24 protein-coding genes are annotated in these 24,256 nt (G+C 44.0%); 8 read left to right on the top strand and 16 right to left on the bottom strand.

Features of this window, described 5'->3' with window-relative positions; genetic code table 11:
* Nucleotides 1–2 precede the first annotated feature (2 nt).
* Nucleotides 3–1,424: a bifunctional D-glycero-beta-D-manno-heptose-7-phosphate kinase/D-glycero-beta-D-manno-heptose 1-phosphate adenylyltransferase HldE gene (gene hldE / locus HKN88_05610; GenBank protein ID NNC97531.1), complete on the bottom strand. Its 1,422-nt coding sequence runs from the start codon at nucleotides 1,422–1,424 to the stop codon at nucleotides 3–5.
* Between the two features lie 128 nt (nucleotides 1,425–1,552).
* Between hldE and lpxL the strand changes: the two genes are divergently transcribed.
* Nucleotides 1,553–2,452 (top strand): LpxL/LpxP family Kdo(2)-lipid IV(A) lauroyl/palmitoleoyl acyltransferase, encoded by a 900-nt coding sequence (gene lpxL / locus HKN88_05605; GenBank protein ID NNC97530.1) that lies wholly within the window; start codon nucleotides 1,553–1,555, stop codon nucleotides 2,450–2,452.
* A 12-nt stretch (nucleotides 2,453–2,464) separates the two neighbouring features.
* Here lpxL and HKN88_05600 read toward each other — a convergent pair whose 3' ends face one another.
* Nucleotides 2,465–3,196 (bottom strand): 3-deoxy-D-manno-octulosonic acid kinase, encoded by a 732-nt coding sequence (locus tag HKN88_05600; GenBank protein NNC97529.1) that lies wholly within the window; start codon nucleotides 3,194–3,196, stop codon nucleotides 2,465–2,467.
* A 7-nt stretch (nucleotides 3,197–3,203) separates the two neighbouring features.
* Here HKN88_05600 and HKN88_05595 point away from each other — a divergent pair, with 7 nt between their 5' ends.
* Complete coding sequence (locus HKN88_05595) at nucleotides 3,204–4,250, top strand: glycosyltransferase family 9 protein (GenBank protein ID NNC97528.1); 1,047 nt, start codon at nucleotides 3,204–3,206, stop codon at nucleotides 4,248–4,250.
* Here HKN88_05595 and HKN88_05590 read toward each other — a convergent pair whose 3' ends face one another.
* The 5 genes from HKN88_05590 to HKN88_05570 form a co-directional block, all read right to left on the bottom strand.
* A complete protein-coding gene (locus HKN88_05590) occupies nucleotides 4,251–5,027 on the bottom strand; it encodes a glycosyltransferase family 2 protein (protein NNC97527.1) in 777 nt (258 codons plus the stop codon).
* Between the two features lie 25 nt (nucleotides 5,028–5,052).
* Nucleotides 5,053–5,265, bottom strand: a complete 213-nt coding sequence (locus HKN88_05585) for a zinc-finger domain-containing protein (GenBank protein NNC97526.1) — start codon at nucleotides 5,263–5,265, stop codon at nucleotides 5,053–5,055.
* 52 nt (nucleotides 5,266–5,317) lie between these two features.
* On the bottom strand, nucleotides 5,318–8,119 hold the full coding sequence (gene glnE, locus HKN88_05580) for a bifunctional [glutamate--ammonia ligase]-adenylyl-L-tyrosine phosphorylase/[glutamate--ammonia-ligase] adenylyltransferase (GenBank protein ID NNC97525.1): 2,802 nt from the start codon (nucleotides 8,117–8,119) through the stop codon (nucleotides 5,318–5,320).
* A gap of 81 nt (nucleotides 8,120–8,200) precedes the next feature.
* Nucleotides 8,201–8,863 carry a hypothetical protein gene (locus HKN88_05575; protein NNC97524.1) on the bottom strand — a complete coding sequence of 221 codons (663 nt, stop codon included), beginning with the start codon at nucleotides 8,861–8,863 and terminating at the stop codon, nucleotides 8,201–8,203.
* Nucleotides 8,864–9,044: 181 nt separating this feature from the next.
* Entirely contained in the window at nucleotides 9,045–11,030 is a 1,986-nt protein-coding gene (locus HKN88_05570) for a S9 family peptidase (protein ID NNC97523.1), read from the bottom strand.
* Nucleotides 11,031–11,214: 184 nt separating this feature from the next.
* Between HKN88_05570 and HKN88_05565 the strand changes: the two genes are divergently transcribed.
* Both HKN88_05565 and HKN88_05560 read left to right on the top strand, forming a co-directional pair.
* Nucleotides 11,215–11,850 (top strand): class I SAM-dependent methyltransferase, encoded by a 636-nt coding sequence (locus HKN88_05565; protein ID NNC97522.1) that lies wholly within the window; start codon nucleotides 11,215–11,217, stop codon nucleotides 11,848–11,850.
* Nucleotides 11,851–11,861: 11 nt separating this feature from the next.
* On the top strand, nucleotides 11,862–12,845 hold the full coding sequence (locus tag HKN88_05560) for a glycosyltransferase family 2 protein (protein NNC97521.1): 984 nt from the start codon (nucleotides 11,862–11,864) through the stop codon (nucleotides 12,843–12,845).
* A gap of 58 nt (nucleotides 12,846–12,903) precedes the next feature.
* On the opposite strand, the gene HKN88_05555 is transcribed toward HKN88_05560, so the two are convergent.
* A complete protein-coding gene (locus HKN88_05555; GenBank protein NNC97520.1) occupies nucleotides 12,904–13,785 on the bottom strand; it encodes a class I SAM-dependent methyltransferase in 882 nt (293 codons plus the stop codon).
* 105 nt (nucleotides 13,786–13,890) lie between these two features.
* Between HKN88_05555 and HKN88_05550 the strand changes: the two genes are divergently transcribed.
* The gene (locus tag HKN88_05550; protein ID NNC97519.1) at nucleotides 13,891–14,367 is read left to right on the top strand and encodes a GNAT family N-acetyltransferase; all 477 of its coding nucleotides are present in this window, start codon (nucleotides 13,891–13,893) and stop codon (nucleotides 14,365–14,367) included.
* A 3-nt stretch (nucleotides 14,368–14,370) separates the two neighbouring features.
* Here the strand turns inward: HKN88_05550 and HKN88_05545 are convergent, their stop codons facing one another.
* The 4 genes from HKN88_05545 to HKN88_05530 form a co-directional block, all read right to left on the bottom strand.
* Nucleotides 14,371–15,024, bottom strand: coding sequence for a hypothetical protein (locus HKN88_05545; protein ID NNC97518.1), 654 nt, complete (start codon nucleotides 15,022–15,024; stop codon nucleotides 14,371–14,373).
* Nucleotides 15,025–15,056: 32 nt separating this feature from the next.
* Entirely contained in the window at nucleotides 15,057–15,461 is a 405-nt protein-coding gene (locus HKN88_05540) for a hypothetical protein (GenBank protein ID NNC97517.1), read from the bottom strand.
* A 22-nt stretch (nucleotides 15,462–15,483) separates the two neighbouring features.
* Complete coding sequence (locus HKN88_05535) at nucleotides 15,484–16,731, bottom strand: DUF819 family protein (protein NNC97516.1); 1,248 nt, start codon at nucleotides 16,729–16,731, stop codon at nucleotides 15,484–15,486.
* 69 nt (nucleotides 16,732–16,800) lie between these two features.
* Nucleotides 16,801–17,112 (bottom strand): hypothetical protein, encoded by a 312-nt coding sequence (locus tag HKN88_05530; GenBank protein ID NNC97515.1) that lies wholly within the window; start codon nucleotides 17,110–17,112, stop codon nucleotides 16,801–16,803.
* Nucleotides 17,113–17,214: 102 nt separating this feature from the next.
* Between HKN88_05530 and HKN88_05525 the strand changes: the two genes are divergently transcribed.
* Nucleotides 17,215–19,998 (top strand): DUF349 domain-containing protein, encoded by a 2,784-nt coding sequence (locus HKN88_05525; protein ID NNC97514.1) that lies wholly within the window; start codon nucleotides 17,215–17,217, stop codon nucleotides 19,996–19,998.
* A gap of 45 nt (nucleotides 19,999–20,043) precedes the next feature.
* Here the strand turns inward: HKN88_05525 and HKN88_05520 are convergent, their stop codons facing one another.
* Nucleotides 20,044–20,568: a hypothetical protein gene (locus HKN88_05520; GenBank protein NNC97513.1), complete on the bottom strand. Its 525-nt coding sequence runs from the start codon at nucleotides 20,566–20,568 to the stop codon at nucleotides 20,044–20,046.
* A gap of 266 nt (nucleotides 20,569–20,834) precedes the next feature.
* A complete protein-coding gene (locus HKN88_05515; GenBank protein NNC97512.1) occupies nucleotides 20,835–21,002 on the bottom strand; it encodes a hypothetical protein in 168 nt (55 codons plus the stop codon).
* 178 nt (nucleotides 21,003–21,180) lie between these two features.
* Between HKN88_05515 and HKN88_05510 the strand changes: the two genes are divergently transcribed.
* Both HKN88_05510 and HKN88_05505 read left to right on the top strand, forming a co-directional pair.
* On the top strand, nucleotides 21,181–22,020 hold the full coding sequence (locus HKN88_05510; GenBank protein NNC97511.1) for a YfdX family protein: 840 nt from the start codon (nucleotides 21,181–21,183) through the stop codon (nucleotides 22,018–22,020).
* 58 nt (nucleotides 22,021–22,078) lie between these two features.
* Nucleotides 22,079–22,627, top strand: a complete 549-nt coding sequence (locus HKN88_05505; GenBank protein NNC97510.1) for an Hsp20/alpha crystallin family protein — start codon at nucleotides 22,079–22,081, stop codon at nucleotides 22,625–22,627.
* A gap of 144 nt (nucleotides 22,628–22,771) precedes the next feature.
* Here the strand turns inward: HKN88_05505 and HKN88_05500 are convergent, their stop codons facing one another.
* Together HKN88_05500 and HKN88_05495 are read right to left on the bottom strand one after the other, a co-directional pair.
* Complete coding sequence (locus HKN88_05500; protein NNC97509.1) at nucleotides 22,772–23,347, bottom strand: hypothetical protein; 576 nt, start codon at nucleotides 23,345–23,347, stop codon at nucleotides 22,772–22,774.
* A 132-nt stretch (nucleotides 23,348–23,479) separates the two neighbouring features.
* Nucleotides 23,480–24,067, bottom strand: coding sequence for a hypothetical protein (locus HKN88_05495; protein NNC97508.1), 588 nt, complete (start codon nucleotides 24,065–24,067; stop codon nucleotides 23,480–23,482).
* Nucleotides 24,068–24,256: the final 189 nt, after the last annotated feature.

Genomic DNA, 24,256 nt, shown 5'->3' with positions numbered 1-24,256 from the left:
GCTTAGTTATTTCGGATCTTGTCGATGATCCGCGTGGTGGAATGACCCGCATGGAAAGACAGGATCCGCACTTCGCCGCCCGCATTGATGACCTCACTGGCACCAGCGATCTCTTCCACTTTATAATCACCACCTTTGACCAGAATATTGGGCAAAATACTGCCAATTAATGCTTGTGGTGTGTCTTCACTGAAGGGGAGCACCCAGTCCACTGCTGATAATGCGGCTAGTAAAGCCAATCTATCTGCCAATTTATTCACTGGCCGCTCAGGCCCTTTGAGGCGCTTGACTGAGGCATCGTCATTCACAGCAACCAGCAAATAATCCCCCTGGGCTTTGGCTTCTTCCAGAAAGGCAATATGCCCGGAGTGTAAAATATCAAAACAACCATTGGTCATGACAATTTTTTTATTTTGCAATTGCAGACTTTTTACAACTCTTTGTAGTTCATCAAGTGCATGTAACTCTCGACCACCGATTCCCTGCAATTGCAATGCATTACGTAATTCCTGTTGACTCAGGGTTGCGGTGCCTACTTTTCCTACGACAACGCCTGCGGCAATATTGGCTAGTTTAACTGCATTCGTTTTACTCTCACCACTCGCTATGGCTGTTGCCAAAGTTGCAATTACGGTATCACCCGCACCGGTTACGTCGTGTACTTCTTTAGCCGCGGATTTGATCGCAACCGCGCCATCCTCCATGTCCAGGTACATACCGCGCGAACCGCGCGTGACCAACAGATTATTCACAGACATTTGTTTTCGGATTTCACTGACTTTATTCGCAAATTCAGCCTCTGAATTGCTGGGTCCGGCCACAGCTTCAAATTCACTCTGGTTGGGCGTTACGAAATCAGCTCCGGCATAGCGCTTGAAATCTGTTCCCTTGGGATCGACCAGTACCGTTTTATGTTGCGCTTTAGCCAGGGTGATCAAGTCACTGATTGATACCAGACTGCCTTTTGCATAATCTGAAAAGATCACAACCTCAAAATCATTGAGAACCTTCGCAAATGCATCTTTAAGTGTGCGTGACAGACGCTCTGGAAATTGTTTTTCAAAATCCAGACGGATCATTTGCTGATTTTTACTCAGCACACGTAATTTTGTGATGGTCTCAATACCAGGGTCTCGCAAACACAATGATTGAATATTGTTCTCTTGAAGCAAGTTTTCTACCGCATCTCCAGATTCATCATCCCCCAGCCACCCTAATAAGGCCGTTTGCGCGCCCAGGGCTTGTACATTAGACGCGACGTTGGCGGCACCACCCAGACGATCTGCACGCAGGTCAATATTGACCACCGGAACGGGAGCCTCCGGGGATACCCGTCGTGCATTACCTGACCAGTAGCGGTCTAGCATCACGTCGCCTATCACCAGGATTCTGGCTTGGGTAAAATCTGGAACCCGAATGCTCATATTCAAGACACTCTGAAATAAATCAGTGCATATGTTAGCACAAGCGTAAAACAAGATTCTTGACGCTGGGCTGTGGTTTGTCCAAGCATGATTTACAATGTGGCATATTCATTCCATCAGGCTTTATTTTGAAAGATTTTTTCCGCACTCTGAGTATACGCATTGGTCTCGTTTTACTTTGGCTGATCAGTTTTTTGCCTTACAAGTTATTAATGAGCTTTGGTCAATTACTTGGACAGATCATGCGTCCACTGGTAAGTCAACGTCGAAAAATTGCACGACGCAATATTGAATTATGTTTTCCGGATCTGGATCAAAATGCTGTAAATGATCTACTGAAAAAGCATTTTCAGGCCTTGGGTATGGCCTTCATGGAATTGGGGATGTGTTGGTGGTGGTCGGATAAGCGCTTAGAGGCCCTTTTGCAAATCGATGGATTTGAGCACCTGGAGGATGCCCTGGCTCAGGGTAAAGGTGTGATCCTGCTCAGTGCGCATTTCACAACGCTGGAAATGGGTGGCCGCTTGCTAGGACTGAAACATAAGGTTGATGCCGTTTACCGATCTCACAAAACCCCGTATTTCGAAAAGTTTATTACACAAAAACGAGCCCTTTACAGTAATAAACTTATAGAAAAAAACAATATCCGCGGGATGTTAAAAAGTCTGAAAACCAATGCTAGCGTCTGGTACGCACCGGATCAGAATTTCAGTGGTAAAAACAGCCTTATCGCGGAGTTTTTCCAACACCCCGCACCGACCAATGTCGCCACTATGCGACTGGCGAAAATGACTCAGGCTCCGGTAATTCCATTTGTGCAATACCGACGTGATGACGGCAAAGGTTATGATTTACATTTATTGCCAGCCTTGTCAGACTTTCCGGGCGAAGGTGACATCCAGGACGCCAATCGCATTAACAGATTATTTGAAGAATTCATCAAGAAACAGCCGAGTCACTATTACTGGGTGCATCGTCGTTTTAAACGCTTGCCTGATGAATTTGCCGATGTTTATGCGGATATCTAAATTTTAAGAACTCTAGCTGTTTCGATAGGCAGAAATAAACTCATCCCAGTCCTTTTGCTGCGTCTGCTCCGGACGCGTACTGACCTTATTGACCGATCTTTGCAAACGCTCAAGATTAGCGCGGTGCTGGCTGCTTAGATCAATACCGGGTAAATATCCGGATTTGTCCAGGTCGATCACAGTTACAGAGTCATTTTTATCGATCAGGATATTGTGGGCGTTGAGATCACCGTGTATAAGACCAGCACGATGCAGTTGGTGGATCGCGGTGGCAATTCCGGACCAGGGAATGTTTCCTTGCTTGCTTAGTAACTGGCTTAAAGTACGGGTCTCGGGAATATACCGGGTCAGGATGGCGGCTCTGTAATATGGTCCAAGACGAAAATACATGGCTGCAACCGGTTCCGGTACGGGCAGATCTTGCTCACGCAAAGATTGCAACAATCGCCATTCTGCGAATGAACGCACCCTTGACTCACCCGAGAAAAAGTAACTTTGTTTGATGACTCGCCCGAATAAACCACCGCGTCGGTATTGTCGTAATACCCAGGCGTGACGGTCAAACTCACATTGGACTTTATAAGTCGTGCCTCTGCCCTTTGCCAATATCTCGGTGTCAGGACTCGCCTGCCAATGATCGGGATCAAAGTACACGGGCAAGATTTTGCCCTGCCAACGGGAATCGTATAGCATGACAATGCTACGCCCGCTGGCTGTTAGAATTTTTTGACGTACTTCACTCATTATTTTTATGCTAAAACTGGATCGACCACCTGAATCTGTGTGCATCTTGCGTCTCTCGGCCATTGGAGACGTTATTCATACTGTGCCAATCCTGCGCACTTTACAAGCCACCTGGCCAAATACCCGGTTCACCTGGATCGTTGGCAAATTGGAGGCAACTTTAATCGGCGACATCCCGAATGTGGAATTCATTATCTTTGATAAGAGTCAGGGACGCAAAGCCCATCGGCAATTACAGCTTGATCTTGCCGGGCGAGAGTTTGATGTATTGCTCATGCTGCAGGTGGCCTTACGCGCAAGTCTTGCAAGTCGTTATATTAAAGCAAAAACCCGCATTGGATTCGATCGAGCCAGAGCCAAGGATTTTCAATGGTTATTCAGTGATCAGAAAATTGACCAGGCCCTAAATGAACATGTCATGGATGGTTTGTTCGGGTTTTGCGAGACCTTGGGCATAAAGCATAGGGTAGTCGATTGGCACATACCTATCCCGGATAAAGATCTGAAGTATGCGCAAAAAATTATCGCAAATAAACCCACAGTTATTATTAGCCCTTGTAGCAGCCAACGAAGTCGTAATTTCCGTAACTGGTCTGTCGACAACTATGTTCAAGTGTGCAATAAACTAATTGCCGAAGATTTCCAGATCCTATTGACCGGCGGACCTAGTGAACTGGAACAGGAGTACGGCAAATTGATTCTGGCCTCTTGCAACAGCAAGGCTATACAAAACCAGATTGGTCAGACCACGCTCAAACAACTTTACGCCCTGATCAAGAATGCCAATCTGGTCATCGCCCCTGATTCCGGTCCGGTGCACATGGCCAACTCTGCCCAAACCCCTTGTATCGGTCTCTATGCAGGTTCAAACCCGCTACGCACCGGACCCTATCACTATCAACATTTAGTGGTGAATAAATATCCGCAAGCGGCACGTCAGTACCTATATAAAGAAGCTGAAGACCTGAAATGGGGGCAACGCGTTAGACATCCAGAGGTCATGACCCAGATACAAGTTGAGGATGTAATTGAAAAACTAAATGCAATTATCTGATCAGGAATTATTTTTTTGCCTGATTTCTAACTCGTACAATTTAGATTCCTTTAGAAAAGAGTAATAAGCGACGTTGTTGGCCAATATGAACCCACGCATGCCTGAGAAAATGTTTCGTTGCAAAATATAAATTTTCAAAAAAGTCAGCGGGTATATCAAGATCAATTTCATGTAGGAAAATCGTTTTCCTTTTTGATATTTCTCACTAGCTTTCAAACTGGAATAAAGATTATGTTTATCAATCACCGACTCAATCTCATCATAACCATGATGCAAAAATGATTTTGCAGTACGCGCCTCTACACCATCTAGCTCAGCGGTCTCGTGCACCAGGGTATTTTCGTCAAATGCAACTTTACTTCTTTTATAAAAACGCAGGTTATTAGATTTTTTCGCCCATTTCGAAGGACGTTGACCCAAAAACAAGTCTTCACGTAAACAGCGCAAACCGCTGTATTGCCCTTGCTGCATAAATTTTTCGAATTCGTTGACCAGTTCCGGGGTGAGCTCTTCATCGGCATCAAGATTCAGCACCCAGTCTTGTGTGCATTGCTCAAGGGCAAATTGTTTTTGTTTGGCGTAACCGGGCCAGGCATTGTGCAAGATCTTAACAGGATATTGATTTGCGATCTCAAGGGTCTTGTCACTGCTCCCCGAATCCACCAAAACTATTTCCTGCATGCGTTCACAGCTTTGTAAACAGCGTGCAATGTGTTGCTCTTCATCCTGACACACAATGAACACGCTGATGGGTAATTTGCTGCTTGGCTTGGTCACAGTGTTTACGTTGCCTTGTAATTAACTAGGACTTCAGGTAATACATCGCGCCACAATAGGGACAACGGGCTTCACCGGTATCTTCAACAGGAATAAAGACCTTGGGGTGTGAATTCCATTTACTCATGCCTGGAGTCGGGCAATGCAGAGGTAAGTCTGCTTTGCTAACTGTGTATTCATCCTGTGCATTAGGTGTGGATAATTCCGGGTTGATGTTAGAGCTGGTTTTTTCAGTCATTTTTGTTTGTCTGTTAGTTTGGGGCAGATAGTAATTATACCGAAATCTCACATCAATCTGAGTGCATATGTTCAAGCCATTGCTGCTGTATCAGTGTACGTTCATGCAGTAAAACACCTTCTGACACCATTGGTTTTTTTGATTGCAAACTGAGCAAATGCACTTTCTCACGCAATTTGATATAGGCCTCGATCAAGGACTTGGCGGCTTGCTCGGTGAGTAGACCAACTGCGGCAAGTGCTTCGAGTTGGCGAATATTATCGGAATACACGATCAGCTCCGGATACTCTGCCGCATATTGCAATATCAGATATTGCACTAAAAACTCCAGGTCGATCATTCCACCCGGTGATTGTTTTAAGTGAACCATTCCTGACTTGTGATGATTTTTGTCAAATTGTTGACGCATTTTCTGACGCATGTTGATGACATCTTTTTTCAATGTGTCACGCTTTACAGCATGAGTAAGTATGTCTTGGCGCGTGGCTTCAATCCTGTCATGCATGTCAGTCGATCCCAGTACAACTCGTGCCCTACTCAATGCCTGATGTTCCCAGGTCCATGCTTCTTCACGTAAATACCTTGCAAATGCCTCTATCGAGCTGACCAAAAATCCGGAGTTTCCACTCGGACGCAAACGCGTATCAACTTCATACAAGCGCCCCATAGTGGTCGGCATGTCCAGATAGCGAATTATTTGCTGGGTCAAACGTGTGTAGAACTTTGACCTTAAGGTCATGTCACTATGCAAAACATGAGATTTCGGGATTGCTTTATGTGCGAACAAAAACACGATATCCAGATCCGAGGTATAACTGAGTTCAAGACCACCCAGTTTCCCATAAGCCAAAATTGCAAACCCGCAATCGTCAAGCTTTAATGGCCCCAAACTAAACTTTGATAATGTTTCATCAAGCACTCGTTCAAAGATTACCATTAAGCTGGCTTCAGCCAGGTCACTTAAGCGGTCACTAACTTGCATCAAGGGCAAGCGATTGAAAATTTCAGCAGCAGCAATTCTGAAACTGTGCATGTGTTTATTGTTCACCAGATCATTGATCAGTTGTTCGCTGGATTCTTGTTGATTGTTCCGGGTTATTGCCAATGTGCTTGTACGAACTTCATCTCTTGCTGGAATATGCTCAAACACCCGGGCATCCAGCAATTCATCCAGCAAGACCGGACGCAGCGTAATTTGTTGACATAGATAATCGCTTTTCAAACACACGAACAATAAATGTCGCAAGGCGGATGGGTTCTCAACCAGCAGATCAAAATACACAGGACGATTACCAATGGCACGTATGATCCCCAAAAAGTTTCCGGCGGCAAATGACAATTGAGCCGGCTTGACTTGCTCGGCTTGATGTTCCAAAAATATTTCCAGAGCCTGAAAAATCAATCGATCCAGAACACGACGTGAAGACTCGCTCAGAGTTTTGTATAAACGGGTACTGTCAATGCGCAAAAATCGCTTCCGTATCTCTTGGGTAAAAATATCCGTTTGTTCGATCTTTTCCCGCCATTGCGAATTTACCGGGCGCTCATGTGATGAAATACCCAACAAGGAAAGCTCGCGATTAAAGGTGTTTTCTACATGATCCCTGTGCCCCTTCAGGTCCGCCATTAAGCGCTGCCAGTCGCTAACTCCCATAGCCCGTGCCAGACGCTTCTGGTCGGATTCCAGTTCGGGTAAAGCGTGGGTTTGTTGCTGATATAAGCCTTGTAAACGATTTTCCAGCAAGCGTAAATACACATAGGCATTCAGAAGTTTGTGACCGGGGTCTTGCCAGGTTTCGGTACTGTGTAATGCCTCATAAGCCGCAATGAACCGGTTTTGTTGCAAAGACCTGGTTCGACCGCCTCGCAGTAATTGCATCGCCTGGATCAAAAACTCGCATTCGCGAATGCCGCCGCGTCCAAGTTTGAGGTCATTTTTGGTATCGAGTTTCTTAACTTGTACGGTGATCTGTGCATGCATGTCACGCAACTTGCTAAACACAGAAAAATCCAGATAGCGCCGGTACACAAATGGCCGTCGCAATTCCTCAAATTCCTGACAGACATTTTCATCACCACTCACACAACGCGCCTTTAAATACGCATAGCGTTCCCATTCACGACCATGTTGCAACAGATACTGCTCCAATGCAGGCAGATTAACAACTAGTGCACCGGAATCACCAAACGGTCGCAAGCGTGTGTCACAGCGATACACAAAGCCATCAGCCGTAATATCGTCGAGGATCTGGATCAGACCCTGGGTCATTTTTGTGAAGTATTCATGATGAGAAAGTCCGCGTCTGCCATTCAATCCATCAACTTCGCCACTTTCCGCATACACGCAAATAAAATCTATATCGGATGAAAAATTCAGCTCCTGACCGCCCCATTTTCCCATTGCTACAATACATAAACGCATCGGCTTACCATCGTCATAGCAAGGCGACTGGTATTTTTGTGTAAAACTGGTGTGCAAAAACTCGAGTACAAGATGCACACATTGATCGGCCAGATCTGACTGAGCGCGAAACACGCTCTGCCAATCAGCACGACCGGTCAGGTCATGCCAAAGAATACGGCAGGAGTGAATATTGCGATATTTGCGTAATTGTCGTTTGAATTCTGAATCTGATAATTTTGCATGATCCTTCAGTGCAGATGTATGCGGAAGATTTGCGAGATCAACTTGCTGCAAAGATGTTAACCATTGTCCGGACTCCAGGTTGTCTGCAATCACATCACTGTGTCTCTCCAACACACCTTCAATGTATGGACTGGCATGACACACATGTTCCAGTTCCACAGCTAAATTGTGTTGCGCAAACAGTTTGAGTAAGGAATCAGATGGCATGCCCACATTGTAGCCTAATCATGCATAAAAAAAGGCAAGTCGAATTGACTTGCCTCGGTTTTATTGTGAAACAGGATTTATTTAATTCCAGAATTTCCACCACGGTTTTTTAGCTTTTTTAGCTGTGGCCTCCTGGGCTTTCTCATTCAACTCTTTATCGGCGGCTTTGCCTTTTTCGGCATTAGCCATTGCCTGATCTTCCCCGCTTAACTTGTCGGCGGCTTTGCGCTCATCCTTTAAAGCTTTGCCTTCTTCCTTGAGCGCATCCAGTTCTTCTTTCTCATCCGACTTCAATGCGTCACGCTGTTCTTTGTATTCTGCCTTAATAGCCTGTTTCTCTTCTTTCATCGCTTCATGCTCGGCCTTACGTGCTTCTTTCATCGCTTCGTGCTCGGCCTTACGTGCTTCTTTTGCGGCTTTTTTATCAGCTTTGCGAGCTTTTTTCTCAGCCTTATGGGCTTCTTTTTCCGCATCACTCATATCGTCATCATACTCATCGTCGTCATGGTCGTCGTCTTCGTACTCATCATCATGGTCATCGTCTTCGTACTCATCATCGTCCTCGTCGTCGTCATCCATGTCGGATTTCATTTTGTCCTTTTTTTTGTGCATCATGGCCTCGGCTTTAGCCTTGCCTTTTTCCATGGCCTTGTTTTTGTTCTTCTCTTTTCCGGCCGCACTGACTGTGACCATTAATACGGCCGACAATAGCAAGACCAAAAAACGTTTAAAATAATTGTTCATAGGACAACCTCTCATGTGTGGGTTTTAACTACGGGAAAACAGCAAGCCCGAACGTCGAGCTATATTGCTGAGTGTGCACGCGATAGTCAAGAAAAAACCGTGTTAACAACTGTGATTCTGATATAAATCAGACACCTACAAGCGAATCCAATCACTGTAAGTATCTGGTTTTACTCGTTTTTTACTGAACGGCCGATGAATGATTTAACGATTCCATTGGAATGAGATTATCAGTAGGATTATATTGATCAAGAAAATCCGACACACTTTTCAAGAGTTCGAGTCGGGTCTCGCTACTCGACAACCAATGATCTTCTCCTTTGAGCGTGATCAATTCTGCTTGTTTTCCGGCTTTTCGCATGGCTTTTAACATGCGTTTACTTTGAACAATAGGAACGACAGTATCATCTTTCCCATGTAGCATTAAAAGTGGCGCCTTAAAGTTTGCAGCGGCATTCACCGGAGAAATTTTATTAAGTTTCTCTTTCTCCGATTTGGAGTTTCCAATAACACTATTCCAATAACTGACGACCCAGTGCCTTTTGCCTGAAGTATAGGCTTGATCTCGTAACATTTTAGGAATATCAGAGACTCCGGCAACAGCAACAACACAGCGATACAGATCAGGACTAAACGCGCCACCCGCCATTGCTGCGTAGCCTCCGTAAGAAGCGCCCACAATGCAAACGCGATCTGGATCAGCAGCACCAGTTTTGATCATTGCCAGTACGCCATCGGAAACATCGTCCTGCATTTCTTTGCCCCACTTACCTCGACCTGCAATTCTAAAATCATTACCAAAACCGCTGGACCCTCTGAAATTTGGTTGTAAAACCAAATATCCCTTTCGGGCTAAAAATTGTGCCCACCAGTCAAAACGAATACTGTCGTAACTTTCTGGGCCTCCATGAGGCATTACAATCATTGGTAATTTTTTTGCATTTTCCGAATTTAAAGGCTTGGTAATTATTGCACTGATAGAAAGACCATCACGTGCCTTGTACCTGATTGCCTTGACGGGAGCAATTTTATCTTTACTAACTTCGGGATAACCGGTACCTAATAAACTCACTCTTCTTTCAATTGAATCGAAAATCAGATAATTATCTGCCCCTTCATTCCCGCTAACCAGGATTACCGATCTGGATTTATCCGCCGTATTTGAAATAGGATGAATTTCGCTACCCGGATATAAATCCTGTATAGCGGCCATATTAGCCTGATGATTTTCATCCAGAAATTGATAACTCGGCAATAAGCCACTGTAGAGTATGCCGTCAAATTTTCTATTCAGCGAAGTGGTCAAGATACTTTGTATATCCGTTTTTTCCTCTTCAAACATCGGTCCTGTAATTGAGCCATCCGAGAGAGACATTGAATAAATTGCATCGGCATCCTGATAACTTTCACTGTAAATCAATGCGTCTTCACTATGATTGATCGCGAGGATTGAAATATCCGGAACATCGGTTTTTTTCGTATATATAGTTTTCCATTTCCCAGAAACCTTAGACAAAACACGATGCTCTTGTTCTCGTTCGCGATATTCCTCCCTGGCCAAAACTTTGCCCTGATCTCCTACGAACCAGTCGATCACATAATGATTACCTCTAGCGTGCAATAGAGCTCTTCCATTATCTATATTTACTCGCAATAGATCGTTTCTGGGTTCTGAGGCTCCAACATAAGCCGGCATGTACACTTCTTTTTTTTGTTCATTGATTCCCACAATTCGGCCTAAACCACTTTGCGCCTCATACAGATCTTTATAGCTTGTGGGCAACACTTTCATTTTTTTGGTTTTTAAATTAAACGATATTGCTGTGTCTTGCTCCCATTTGCCTCGAATCCTGAATGATCGTCGTGTTTTTGAGCTTAGTAATATGACATGTTCGTTGGTTGCAAAGTATACTGATCGGGCCTTTACTGCGCTTGCATCCACACCGGCAACCACCTCATTTTTTGCAATATTTACAATATAGAACGCATCACCACTATTCCCTCTTTTAATAAGGGCATAGTGTTTACCATCGGGGGAAATAGAAACGGACCGAATATCAGGCAAAAGGCCATAATCTTCGATGTTCAGAGCTGCAGCATTGTTTGTCGCCGCAATTAAAATTAATAAAGAGAAAAATATATTTCGCAAAGAATTGAGTTGTCGCATAATTTAATCCATTTTTTAATTATGTAGTAGTAATGATTAATTCAATAAAAGTGTAGCAAAGTATAGTTAGAGTTTCCTATGGGCTAACGGTTTTTATTAATTCTGTACCTGATTGATTTTGCATCAAATTCGCATGTTAAACTGAATATACAGAAATACAAGTAATTAGCACATAATTAATACAATGACAGAACATAGCGATTATTACTCACACGCCCGCACCGAATTAGTGGCTGAATTGCCTGACAATGCACAGAACCGGGTGCTGGAACTGGGTTGTGGCAGCGGTGCCACCTCGGGCCTGATCAAAAAGTCCGGTAAAGCCGTTGAGATCTGGGGCATTGAGAAATTTCCAGAGGCGGCGGAACGTGCCCGTAACAGGAATGTACTGGACACCTTGCTTGAAGGCGATGTAGAAAAATTGATTGACGAATTACCTAAAAATCACTTCACCCACATCATTGCCGGAGACGTACTCGAACATCTGGTTGATCCCTGGGATGTCTGCAAGCGATTAACACCATGTCTAAAACCCGGTGGTATTTTTATTTGCAGCATACCCAATATACGCAATCTCTCTTTTGTATTGGCCCTTTTATTCAAAAAGCGCTTTGAATACAAAGATTCGGGAGTCCTGGACCGAACACATTTACGCTTTTTTGCACGCAAGGATGTGCATGACCTGTTTGCTACTACAGGGTATACAGACATAAAAATTGGACCGGTACGCCCCAAGAAAAAACTTTCCTACAAACTCGGGAAAATCCTGTTCGGTGATCTATTGACCAAAGGATTTTTAGTCACGGCCACTAAAAAATAGTTCTTTCTGATATGCAACTCAGTATCATCATTGTGAATTACAAAAGCTGGATGCATTTATCCAAATTACTGGAGGGCCTGATCAATTGCCCGGAATTAAGCAATAATCAGTGGGAAATTCTGGTGGTCGATAATGCATCCGGTGACGGAAATCTGGATAAATTTCAACAGCAATATCCAATGGTGCAGTTTATTGATAATGGCGGCAACCATGGCTTTGCGCACGCCAACAACGTAGGTGTTGAGCATAGCAGAGGAGAATATTTGTTATTCATGAACCCGGACGTGGTGGCGTCACCGGATGCTGTACGACAGCTTTTCGACGAGAAGATCAGGCATCCGGAAATTGCCCTTTTAACCGCTTTGCAAATAGATTCCAAAGGACGTTTACAAAAGTCCTATGACCGTTTTCCGGATCTGATCACGTATTTTCGCACGGTGCGAAATCTTATGCGACGATTAGCTCCCAAGAAAAACCCTGACCCCAGGCAGCGCCATATAGGCATTCTTGATGTCGACTGGATCTCCGGGTCTCTGATTTTGATGAGTCGCAAAAATTTTGACCGCATTGGCGGTTGGAATGAAGACTACTGGATGTACGCAGAGGACATGGACCTATCCAAGCGCGCAGCCAATCTCGGTTTGCGTCGCGCGATCAGTGCCAACGCCGAGTTCATTCACACGCATGGAGGTGCAAGCAGAATTAACCCGGAGGTTACCCTGATCACCAAATCTGAAGTAATGAGATCAGCGCATGTCTATGTGCACAATCATTTCGCTGGACTGCATAAAACAGTCAATCACATCATACTGGTGTTGCGCAATATGTTTCCGCTCATGCTCGCCGGAATTTTGAATATTCTGACCCTTGGGCAAAGCAAGAAAATAAATCTGCGAGCGAAACTGTTCACATCCATGTTTAGTTATTACCTGTCCGTTGTAAAAAACGGTCATTGGTTAAGTGACCGCTCAGTAAAATTCAAGACCAGAGCATAACACCCTTTCATCGCCAAATGAAAGGGCTCTTAATAGCACTTTAATTTTATTGCTTTAATTATTTTTTCTTGAACAACAAGGTCATGCGATCCGATTCTCCGATAGCCAGAACCATTTCGCGTTTTTCCGGATCATCGCCTGTACCATTCATACTTGGCGGCAGACGCCAAACAACATCATCAGCATTTGGTTGATCCTTGGGATTGGCATTGATCTCGCTTTTGGCAAGCAGCTTGAATCCGGCCTCCTCGAACATTTCTATTACGTCCGACTGTTTCAAATAACCCCGACTGCCGTCCGCTTTATCATTTGTCGCATCTTCTTGTAAACGGTGTTGAACCACGCCAACCATGCCGCCCGGTTTGAGCATGTTGTAGGTGGCTTGCAATGCTTGGCTGCGCGTACCCGCTTCTGCCTCAAAGCGATTCAAATTATGCATGGCGCGAATAAACAGCACTCGGTCAAGGGTGCCACTCACTTCATCCGGCACACTGGCAAAAGTAAAACCTCGCGCTGCGACGCCATTATCGGTAAAGGTTTTCACCAGATCCGGAAACTGGTCCATTGCAGCTACTTGTTCGGCAATAAACTCTTCCGGGAAAAACCCAAACCTCGCCCACATATCGTCGTTGTAATTCACAGCATAGAGTGTCCCGTCCGTTCCAAGATAATCTGCAATTATGCGGGTATACCAGCCTCCTCCGGGAAGCACTTCACCAACTGTCATACCAGGCTCAACTTTGAAGAATGCCAAAGTTTGCACAGGATTACGATATTTGTCCCGCGCTTGTAGCTCAGCCGGCCGTTGTGTGACGATTTTCTGTAATGCATCGATATCAACATTGCTAGTAATTGATGCCTTGTCCTGCATACTTGTAGAAGACATGCAGGCACTGAGTGTGAATGACACTAAGATGGAAAGCACTATTTTAGATTTCATGGAATTCTCCGATCTATAAACTGGAATCGATATAATACTGTAAATTCTGCTCTCAATAATTAATTCTGGGAACAATAATATCTAATTAGCGTTTAAGCCATGACATTGAATATCAGAACACACCAGGCTGGTGATATTGGCTGGATCATTTCTCAACATGGACTGATCTATACCAGTGAGTTTGGCTTCGACCCGAACTTTGAGATTCATATTGCCAACAAGTTCGTTAATTTGTTTGGACCAGACTGCCCTGAATTTAATACCATCTGGATCATGCAGAGTAACGGTCAGCGTGCCGGCTCGATCGCGGTCTGGAAAAAATCTGAATCTATTGCGTTTATCAATTTTGTAATTCTTAAAAAAGAATTCCGGGGGCAAGGATTTTCCAGGTCATTACTGGATAAAGTCATTCAACATTGTAAACTACACAATTACAAAGTTGTTGAACTGGAAACCTACAGTTGCTTGGCCAGTGCAAGAGAGCTGTATAAAAAATACGGATTTGTTGTTATTCAGACCGATGAAAATATGGATGTTTTTGGGCAATCGCTCAACCGGGAGTTCTGGCAATTGACCCTTTAAAGACTAAGCACTTTGATTGCTGAAGGCTTGATACTCAATTTTTAATGTATCAAGCACATCGATCAATTCATTCGGGGAGTTATGCAGTACAAGTATTTTTGGTGCAAATGAATTTTTCGATTTGAAAAACACACTCACCTTTTCGGTTCCAATAGCAATTCCTTTCAGGCGTCGGTGCCATCTGTATTTCCAGCTATTATCAACACCCTGATAATAGCTGATCAGATCACCTTTGATCTCGTACTCAGCCTGATACGGCGCGACCCGAAACGCTTTTTTTAGCATGCGTTTGGCCAGGCGCAGTGAACCGCCAACCGCCAATTTATCGTTAAAGGCGTGAACTTTAATAGTTATTTTATTAAATAAAATAAATAACACAAAAGTTAGTATAAAAAATACGCCAAGACCAAATTGATAGCCTGTATCTGCCGCTTTGTCAGGCCCAATCAGGAGTAAAAGCAAGATCAACACCAGACCAATGGCACTTGCAATCAATCCAATCCAGCGAAGGAGCTTGAAAACCTTTAACAAGGCCGGATGGCCAAACCAGGCCTGGTTATAGCGCAGTCGTTGCTGAACAAGAATGTGGTGAATATCCTGCTCGGCCTTTTCAAGAAAACTCTTGTTGATACAACATCGTATTTGATGCGTTGACATGACCATCCGTATTATATTGAACCGGGTTTTAGTTAATCCCGATAAAGATTTCCACTAAATCGTGTTTGACCGTTTATTTCGACCCGCACCTGATCATTCTCTTTTGGGGAAACGCCGTTGTACGCTTCCTTGATCCGGATTTGGCTAGAGAGCTTGTCTTTACTCAAACGATGAACACTTTCATCATTCACAAAGATCTCCAGACTATTTAATGGCTCGTCTGTTTCGAGATCGAACTCCAGTTCAATAAGCTCACCTTTCTTTTTAAGGGACTTGAATTCCAGCTCACCGCGGCCAAGACCCTGTTGTAAGGGAAATTTCACTTCGTACTCAAACAGAATACGGTCGCCTGTTACAAACAAAAATCCGATGAACAGAATCAACCAGATGTACCAGGGAATCGACCCGAGAAACGAAAATATTTGATTAATATCCATAAATGTCACCTATAAGGAAAAATTAAAGCGCCATGCCGCTGACCATCTGCATCAAGCTTGCACACAAAATCGCGCCATAGGTTCCTAATGCATAACCCAAGACCGCCAATAGCACACCGACTGGTGCCAGCGCAGGATGGAATGCCGCAGCGACCACCGGGGCGGATGCGGCGCCGCCAATGCTTGCCTTGCTGCCCACGGCAACAAAAAAGAATGGCGCACGGATCATTTTAGCCACAATAAATAACAGCACCACATGAAATAACATCCAGATAATACCGACCAAAAACAGTAATGGCGCATCGGCGATCTGGAAAATATCCATTTTGGTACCAATGATCGCGACCAGCAAAAAGATGAACACGGTGCCAAGTTTTGAGGCACCCGCCCCTTCGTATTGTCGCATGCGGGTAAAACTCAACACCAGTCCGATGGTCGTGGAGGTAACCACGATCCAGAAAAAGGAATTACCCAAAATAGTGTCCTTGATTGCCGGGAATTGCTCCACTAAGGTAGACATACCTGCTGCAACCGCATGTGAAACGCCGACAGCACCAAAAGCAATCGCCATAATCACCATGAAATCCATACTCGAACTGACGCGTTCGGTTTGCGCCGTGTAGTTGGCCATTTTATTTTTCAATCTCTCGATGGCACTGGAATCGGCCTTTAGCCATTTATCCAAAGGTTCAGGTTTACCGGCGCCATAGAGCAAGAAGATCATCCAGAGATTGGCAACCACGATGTCGATAGCGACCATTGCAGAATAGCGTTCAGGGTTATAACCGTACAATTCCAGCATCGCAGTCTGGTTTGCTCCGCCGCCGATCCAGCTTCCTGCCAGGGTCGCAAAACCGCGCCACACGGCATTCATGCCTTCCCCGCCCACTGTTTCCGGACTGAACAAAGACATGATAAAAATTGCGAATGGCCCGCCCAGAACCACGCCAACCACAGCCGTCAGGAACATGATCAAGGCCTTGGGACCGAGACCAAGTATGGCCTTCATATCAATACTCAATGTCATTAAGACGAGTGCGGCTGGCAAAAAATAATCTTTGGCGATCGGCCACAAATTGGATCCTTTGCTGGAAATAATGCCAAAGGTATTAAACAGGGATGGCACCAGGTAGCAGACCAGAATGACTGGTACAAAAGTATAAAATTTATGCCACTTGCCACCCAGGCTATGGGTGTAAAAAGCAATTCCGAGAACCGCAACCAGTAAACCGAAGACTATGGCGTCGTTAGTGATCAAAGGTGATGGCATGAACTCCCCTTATGTTATTTTTATTAATAGAGTGTGTCGAACTGGCAACGTCGTTGTCATTTATTTTTGCTATCCCATTTGCATGATTTCTGCCACCACCAAAGTACCTTCAATATCCAGAAAAGGACAGGCCTTGGCCATTTCAAGTGCTGCATTCATATCACTCGCTTCCAGTATAGTAAAGCCGGACTGCCCCTCCAGACCGCCCTCACTCACGCCGTCTTTGGTGAGAGTTTTACGTTGCCCCATCGGATTCATGGGACTAATCGCGGCATCGCCCAATGAACCCAACCAGGCTTGATATTCCTGAAAGTGTTTTTTACCCTCTTCGGGGGTTTCGGGCTTGTTGCCACCGTGGTATGTGAGAATAAATTTTGGCATGTGTGACGCTCCTGATTGAATTATGCCCAAGACATTACCTTGGCCTGATATAGATAGTATACTCTTACACCCAAAATTACTGCCCGAAATGGTTATCACCACATGTTAGACGCTTTTTTTAAACCCGGCTGGCAGAGTAAATCTGTCGAAAAACGCATAGAATCGATCGCGGAACTGGACAGCTCACAATCCGACGGTCCTGCCATACTGGAAACCCTGGTAAAACAAGACCCTGATGCCAGTGTGCGCGATGCCGCATTAGCCCGGATTGAGGACCCTGGTGTAATTTTTAAGCTTAGTCAGGATCATTTCGACACCAATATCCGGTTTAAAGCCGAAGAACGATTTGCCCAACTCATCGGTCACGACACCAAGCTCAGCGAAAACCAGTGTCGAGACATTGTAAAAGAACACGCACAAACTAATACCAGCTTTATCAAGTCTTGCCCGCATACTGCTTTACGCGTGGAACTCTTACAGGAATTATCAACGGAAGAACAAGTCAATTTATTGCCCTCGATAGATTTTAGCGAAACCCGCGCCTACATCGCCGAAAATATACAGACAGTCAAACTACTGGAAAAAGCCCGCAAAGTACTTAAAGGCAAAGACAAGAACGCTGAAAAGATTATTAAAGCAAAGATCGATGCACAACGTGCCGAATTAAAACATGCCGAAGAAAGCCAGGAGACTGCAGAAACTTTATGCGACACCATAGAATATCTCGCCGGACATCCGGAATGGCGAGACGATTTCAGTGCGCGATTTAATATTTGTAAACGTCGTTGGGACGCCATTGACAGCAAACCTTCGGACTATCTGGTTCAGCGCTTTGATAGTGCTTTTAAAGTTGTGTCGAAAAAAGTCAAACTACATAAGGACGTAACCGAAGCACATAAAGCACAAGATGCCCTGGTTAAAAAATTACACAAAGAATGTGCGCGTCTGGCCAAATTGTCACTGGCTGAACTTGCAGAAAACAAATCCGTGGTAAGTAAGTGTTTACAAGAATGTCGTCAAGCCTGGAAAGAACAGTCACATATAACAGCACCGGATGCGGCACACACCAAAGCATTCCGCACCGCTCAGGAGTCCCTTGCATCAGTGGTCACATTTTGTGATCTCATCAGCACGCAAAACCCGGATCAGGAAAAGGCCAGCCTTTCTGAACTCAAATTACTCGACAAACAGATTGATAATACATTGGCCACCTTACATTGGCCTGCTGCTTATCCCGAATTTACCGCCAAACATGAGCTGCTCCAGCATCAGGAAAAGTTACGTGAACGGCGCGGCGAGTTACAACTTTCCGATTCTGAAAAACTGGAAAAACTGCACAAGCGCATCAATCGCCTGGCCGGCTCGACCAAACGTGGAAACCTCGCTCGTGCCAAAGGCGAATTGTCTGCGCTGATAAAAGCCGTGAGCAAATACACAGGCAAAGACCGTACAGCACTGGATGAACGCCTGGAAAAAGCCACCATTGCTATCGACAAAATGGCCGACTGGAAAGATTTTGCCACCGAACCTAAATACATCGAGTTGTGTGAAGCCATGGAAAAGCTGGTCGGCTCCAAAAAGCACCCGGACAAACTCGCGAAAGAAATTTCCAAGCTACAGGAAAAATGGAAAGCCCTGGGACACTCGGAAAGCGCAGACGATCACTGGGATCGTTTTAAAGCCGCAGGTGATAAAGCCTATGCGCCGTGTGACGAGTTTTTCAAACAACGTCATGCCACACGACGCAAAAACCTTGAACAGCGTGAACAGTTTGTTTTACAGCTCAAGGAGCTTTTAAGCAAAACCGATTGGGAGGGCGATGTCGATTACAAAAATGTTGAAAAAACCATGCGCCATTTAAGTAATGACTGGCAAAAGATCAAAGACGTTGAGCAAAAAGCGGGGCAAAAACAATGGAAACGTTTACGCAAGGTCAAATCCGCAATTTTTGAAAAACTCGACGTGGTCTATGATGCCAATATCGCACTTAAGAATGAGTTGATTGAAAAGGCACGTGGCCTTATCGACGCCGAGGTCAAGGAAGACAGCATTAAAAAACTCCAATACATCCAAAAGCAATGGAAAACTGTCGGTGTTACGCGTCGCAAAGACGATCAAAAAGCCTGGAAACAGTTCAAGTCGGCCACTGATGCGGTGTATGAAAAAATTCAGGGTATACGTAAAGAAAAGCGCGCCAAAGAAGACGAGCATTTGAACGGCTATCGCGATATCAATAAGCAGATTATAAAAATTGCCAGGACTGCCAAAGACCTGGCCAGCGCGGACTCGGAATTCGAACGCCTGCAAAAAGAGTATAAGGAATTGCCGCCATTCCCGCGTGGACTACCGGAAAAACTGGTCGAAGGCATTGCCAAAGACCATAAACGCGCCTGTGCTGATTTCAACAAATCCAGAGACCGGATAATTGCCAAAGGCAAATCACAGGCTTTGGACAATCTCGCCAAAAAGGCCAGTCTCTGTGCACAACTGGAAGCATTACCAGCCGACACAGATGATGAATTTATTGCAGAATTGACCAGCAAACTTGAGGCACTGGAAATATCCGATAATGTGCTGCGCAAGCGTTTTGCGAAACGACTTGCCGCCGCCAGAGAAACGGATCGCAGCAAGTATTCCGAGCCTCGGAAACTTATGTGTATAGATCTGGAAATTTTATTAGGCGTAGACAGTCCGGCTGAAGACAAGGCTCAGCGTATGAAAATCCAGTTAGAACGCATGCAATCAGGGGGAATTGGACAGGCTCGTGTGGATAAAGCGGAGGCATTGAAAAAAATGCAACTTGACTGGTATTGTTTGCCGGGTGCTGAAGCGGAGATTCAAGATAAACTGGACAATCGCTTTATTCAATTAGTCAAGAAAAAGTAAGTCGTCGCTGAATTTTTCGACTCAGGCAAAACAGGTTTTGAGCTCTTATTCCTTACTAATGCGATCTTCGCGGGTAATTTTGCCCTTTGGTACCTTGCCTAGCAATATAAATGGAATGCCTTCGGGGCGGATCAGTAAATTCAAACAAAGTGTAGCAAACGTCTCGCCATTGAATAATTCGATATTATCAACTTGAAATAGTTGTTGCACTCTGGCAAATTTTTTAGCATGGCCGGCATCAACAAGTTCATTGGTAGAATTTACGCCATAGGTTTGAGTAAGTAAATTTTGATAAGCAATCTGAACTTGCATTAAAACCGAGTGAATATTTTGTGAGGCCATCTCACTCTCGAGTCCGATAGTTAAAAATTTATGCGTATCGTGATAGATACCTATCTTCACATCCAGGCCGATACTATTTTTCAGATTGGTGTAATCAAAAATTTGATTATTCTTGATCAGCAAAGAGTACTCATCGAGCATCGGTATAACCACATCGCTGTCGGAATTATCTTTGCTTAATTGTGTGCGGTGTAAATCCGCATTATTGGAAATTGGAAGTTTAATCATTACATGTTCTCGTAAAACTAAAAATCCATTTCAACATCACTCCCTGTTATTTTTGTTGTACTAACTTATATCAGCACTCTAGATGGTGTTGCTTTGTCGAAAATTTAAACATTGTTAAATACCAAAATGAACTTATATTAAATATTGTGAATTTATTGAAAACTCATTCAAAATCAATCATTTATATGATAAATACAAGTGTGTCTGAAGTGCCGCAATTCTTGAAAATTTACATTCGTGTATTTTTTAATGCTCGAACTAAAATGCTATTCCGCAATTTTGGCTATTAAACCGTCAGGCGATTTTGCCTGCTGGTCTAAGTCCCTGTTTTTATTGACTCTTTCAAAAAAAATAGAAACCTGAAATTTTTTATCAAAAAGCCCTTGAAAACCAAATGGCCAATACCCAAGTATTTTAGCGTCTGAAAATTTCACAATTTTCTGACAACTTAATTGTATTTAAGCCTTTTAAAGGCAAGCGTAAATTCATGAATAGAATTAAGGAGTACAAGCAATGCTAAGTAAATTTATTTCTAAAATATGTCTACTACTTTGCTTAAGCTTATTGTCGCTTGGCGCAATACCAGCAAACTTTGCCGCCACTACACTGGCTATGGCAAATTCTGTTAGTACTGATGTAAAAGCCGGCTACACAGATTCCTCTCAAAATGCTGAATCACAGGATGCAGCACAAAATGAGAAACGCAAAGTAGTTATTGCCGAAGCCGTTAACGCTCTCGACGAAACGCATGCCGCAATCAGTGCGCTTGAGAAACAAGATTCCAAGGCTGCACTTGAAGCACTGGAACGTGCAAGTGGCAAACTCAATATTGTACTGGCACGTGAACCGGAACTCGCTTTGGCACCTGTGGACATTGAAACCAATGTGATCGATGTGGTAACAGGCATTGAATCAGTGAAAGCGGTCCGGGCACAAGCAGAAGAAGCCGTCAAGCAGGGTCATTTACAAAGGGCACGTCGCCTTTTGGAGAATCTTGCCAGTGAAAGTGTGTTGAGCGTATCTAACTTGCCTCTAGCCACCTATCCGGATGCGATTAAAAATGCCGTACGTTTAATCGATGAGGATAAACCGGAAGAAGCCAAATTTGCCTTGCAAACCGCTTTAAACACCCTGGTGGTGAACAAAACCGTAATGCCGCTTCCGGTAATGACCGCTGCCAGTTTGCTTGAAGAAGCCGAATCTCTTGCAGAAAAAAATGAACGCAGCGAAGAGGAAAGCGAACGCTTGAGCGAAGTGGTCGATATTGCTCGCGCTGAGCTCGAATTTGCCGAAGCACTTGGCTATGGCACCAACAAGGACTTTAAAGACATGTACAAACAACTCGACATGATCAATCAAAAAACCGCTGGAGGTAAATCCGGTACCGGGTTTTTCACCAAACTCAAAAAACAATTGAGTGAGCGCATGAATAATTCGGATCAGGTTTCCTGAAGCAGGTGTAAATTAGTTAATAGTCATTGAACAAATAGATTTTCTGGAGGTATTCAGTATGCAATTATCGAAATTCAAACCCTGGAACTGGTTCAAGAACGAACAGGAGCAAGAAAAAGCCATAAATCCGGTGCTTGCCCGGAATGAGCTGAGCCCAATCATGCAATTACATTCCGAGATCGACAGAATGATCAATCAGGTTTTCCACGATTTCAGTATGCCATTGGCCACTGATACAGGCGGCTTGTTGTCAGGTGCTTCTGGATTGTTCAAACCCAGTGTCGATATCCATACCAAAGCCAATAAATACCAGTTGCTGGTTGAAATTCCGGGTGTGGATGAAGACGCCATTGAACTGGAACTGGTGAATGATACTTTAGCCATAAAAGGTGAAAAAGAACACAGCCACAGCCAGGAGGAAGCCGACAACTTTATTGTTGAAAGAACATATGGATCTTTCCAAAGGTTGATCTCACTGCCCGATGATGTGGATAAAAACAATATTCAGGCAAGTTTCAAGAATGGTGTTTTGAACATTGTTCTGCCGCGTGTAAAACAGTCTGAAGCACACAAAGGCAAAATAATCGATATCAAAACCGCTGCCTGATGAGTTAAAAAGATTTTTGTGAGTGAAGTGAAATTGTCTGCGGCGCCTTGTCCATACACCCTGTAAATCCTCTAACTGACCTAGCCTCGGGACAAGGCGCCAAAGACTTAGACACTAATCGCTGAGGCAATTAAATAGAGAAATTTACTTATTGTGAGTTTTAATGAGACGTAGTTTTTCACGCTCTTCAGAACGTTCCCAATAATCTTTACCGTCTTTTTTACCTTTAGGTTTTTTACCAATAACCAGATAAGGTTCGCCTCCGGCACGCACCAGAAAATTCAAACAAAACAACCCGGTTTCTTTAGACTGGGCAAACTGGATCTTGGGCACCTCGAATAACTGTTGGCGACGCGTGAATCGCTTGTTATAGCTAGAAGCAACAAAATCTTCAGTAGACTTTACCGCAAAATTTTCCAGCAGCAGTTTTTCGTAATAGGATTGAACCCAGGAAAGTACTTTCTCGACATTCTCAGTCGCAACATCCGGATTAATGCCTTTGGTTATATAGTCATGGGTGTCTTGATAAAAACCAAGCTGCAAATCCACTTTGTAGAGATGGCCCAAATTACTGTAATCCACTACACGGCCGTTTTTCACCAGTAATGCGAAATCGTCTGGCGGTAATGTATCGGCCTTAGAACCGTGTTTAAACAATTTTTTAAACGTTCCGGTGCTTTGGATCTTATCCTGGATTTTTGAAACGAGATCTTTGATCATTGCGTTGTAGTGCGGTTGAACTAGTCCCTGTATAGTTTGAATAATCCTGTGAATATCAATCTATTGTAACCATGCGCGGTAAATTCTCAAAGTTTTCAATGGTTAATTTTTATTAAATACCCGGGCTATTCTTTAGCTTTTGAAAGAATCCACATACATCCCGATATGGCCTCTTTTGAGTTGGGCATCGGTTTTTTCCCAATAATCCACGCCAGACTTTTTACCTTTAGGGGGTTTACCAATCACCATAAATGGCTTGCCCACAGGACGTAATAACAGATTTAAACACAGTTCGGTTTCGGTGCTTTGCGTGGTAAAACTCAGCCCAGTGACACGAAACATTTTTTGTAGCCGCTGGAACTCGGTTTTGGAATACATGGCTAAAAATTCATGCGTGCAACGAGTATTATATTTTTCGTTTAGTAACTCACGATACACCGGGCCGATGCTATCCAGTACCCGATGTATGTTTTCCGTGGCTATATACATTTCCAAACCCCGGGTTAAATACATCTGGGTATCTTGGTAAATGCCTAGTTTTAGCCCTTCGCTAAAGTCAGCACAATATTTTGTGTAATCAACAATTCGCGTGTTCTTGGCGAGCAGGTCAAATTCGTCGGCGCTTGGTGTCAGGCCTTCTTGATCGATTCCCAGACGCTGACCAATATATTCTTTAATTTTTGTGGCGTCGTGTAAACCGGTAATCAGTTTTTTGAGCATTTTAATTCAACCTGTAATTAAAAAACTCCCTCTTGTTCATCTCCAGCCCTGATACTTTATTTATATATTAAAAACCTTTTTAATATGAATTAGATTTATCATATATAAAATGTGAAAAATTGTAAACCGCACCACAGGATCAGCGGCTCTAGAAACACTTAAATGACGCGCAAATCCGCTTTATGGGGA

It is taken from the genome of Gammaproteobacteria bacterium, assembly GCA_013001575.1.
GTDB lineage: Bacteria > Pseudomonadota > Gammaproteobacteria > Steroidobacterales > JABDMI01 > JABDMI01.
The sequence above is the reverse complement of the archived record's forward strand: the minus strand, read 5'-3'. Positions and strand labels throughout refer to the sequence as shown.

Coding starts and splice junctions, on each gene's coding strand:
- HKN88_05535 (NNC97516.1), bottom strand. CDS start 16,731: ATGCCATCACCTTTGATCACTAACGACGCCATAGTCTTCGGTTTACTG.
- HKN88_05555 (NNC97520.1), bottom strand. CDS start 13,785: ATGAAATCTAAAATAGTGCTTTCCATCTTAGTGTCATTCACACTCAGT.
- HKN88_05565 (NNC97522.1), top strand. CDS start 11,215: ATGACAGAACATAGCGATTATTACTCACACGCCCGCACCGAATTAGTG.
- HKN88_05560 (NNC97521.1), top strand. CDS start 11,862: ATGCAACTCAGTATCATCATTGTGAATTACAAAAGCTGGATGCATTTA.
- HKN88_05570 (NNC97523.1), bottom strand. CDS start 11,030: ATGCGACAACTCAATTCTTTGCGAAATATATTTTTCTCTTTATTAATT.
- HKN88_05520 (NNC97513.1), bottom strand. CDS start 20,568: ATGATTAAACTTCCAATTTCCAATAATGCGGATTTACACCGCACACAA.
- hldE (NNC97531.1), bottom strand. CDS start 1,424: ATGAGCATTCGGGTTCCAGATTTTACCCAAGCCAGAATCCTGGTGATA.
- HKN88_05505 (NNC97510.1), top strand. CDS start 22,079: ATGCAATTATCGAAATTCAAACCCTGGAACTGGTTCAAGAACGAACAG.
- HKN88_05575 (NNC97524.1), bottom strand. CDS start 8,863: ATGAACAATTATTTTAAACGTTTTTTGGTCTTGCTATTGTCGGCCGTA.
- HKN88_05525 (NNC97514.1), top strand. CDS start 17,215: ATGTTAGACGCTTTTTTTAAACCCGGCTGGCAGAGTAAATCTGTCGAA.
- HKN88_05500 (NNC97509.1), bottom strand. CDS start 23,347: ATGATCAAAGATCTCGTTTCAAAAATCCAGGATAAGATCCAAAGCACC.
- HKN88_05510 (NNC97511.1), top strand. CDS start 21,181: ATGGCAAATTCTGTTAGTACTGATGTAAAAGCCGGCTACACAGATTCC.
- HKN88_05530 (NNC97515.1), bottom strand. CDS start 17,112: ATGCCAAAATTTATTCTCACATACCACGGTGGCAACAAGCCCGAAACC.
- glnE (NNC97525.1), bottom strand. CDS start 8,119: ATGCCATCTGATTCCTTACTCAAACTGTTTGCGCAACACAATTTAGCT.
- HKN88_05600 (NNC97529.1), bottom strand. CDS start 3,196: ATGAGTGAAGTACGTCAAAAAATTCTAACAGCCAGCGGGCGTAGCATT.
- HKN88_05495 (NNC97508.1), bottom strand. CDS start 24,067: ATGCTCAAAAAACTGATTACCGGTTTACACGACGCCACAAAAATTAAA.
- HKN88_05585 (NNC97526.1), bottom strand. CDS start 5,265: ATGACTGAAAAAACCAGCTCTAACATCAACCCGGAATTATCCACACCT.
- HKN88_05595 (NNC97528.1), top strand. CDS start 3,204: ATGCTAAAACTGGATCGACCACCTGAATCTGTGTGCATCTTGCGTCTC.
- HKN88_05540 (NNC97517.1), bottom strand. CDS start 15,461: ATGGATATTAATCAAATATTTTCGTTTCTCGGGTCGATTCCCTGGTAC.
- HKN88_05545 (NNC97518.1), bottom strand. CDS start 15,024: ATGTCAACGCATCAAATACGATGTTGTATCAACAAGAGTTTTCTTGAA.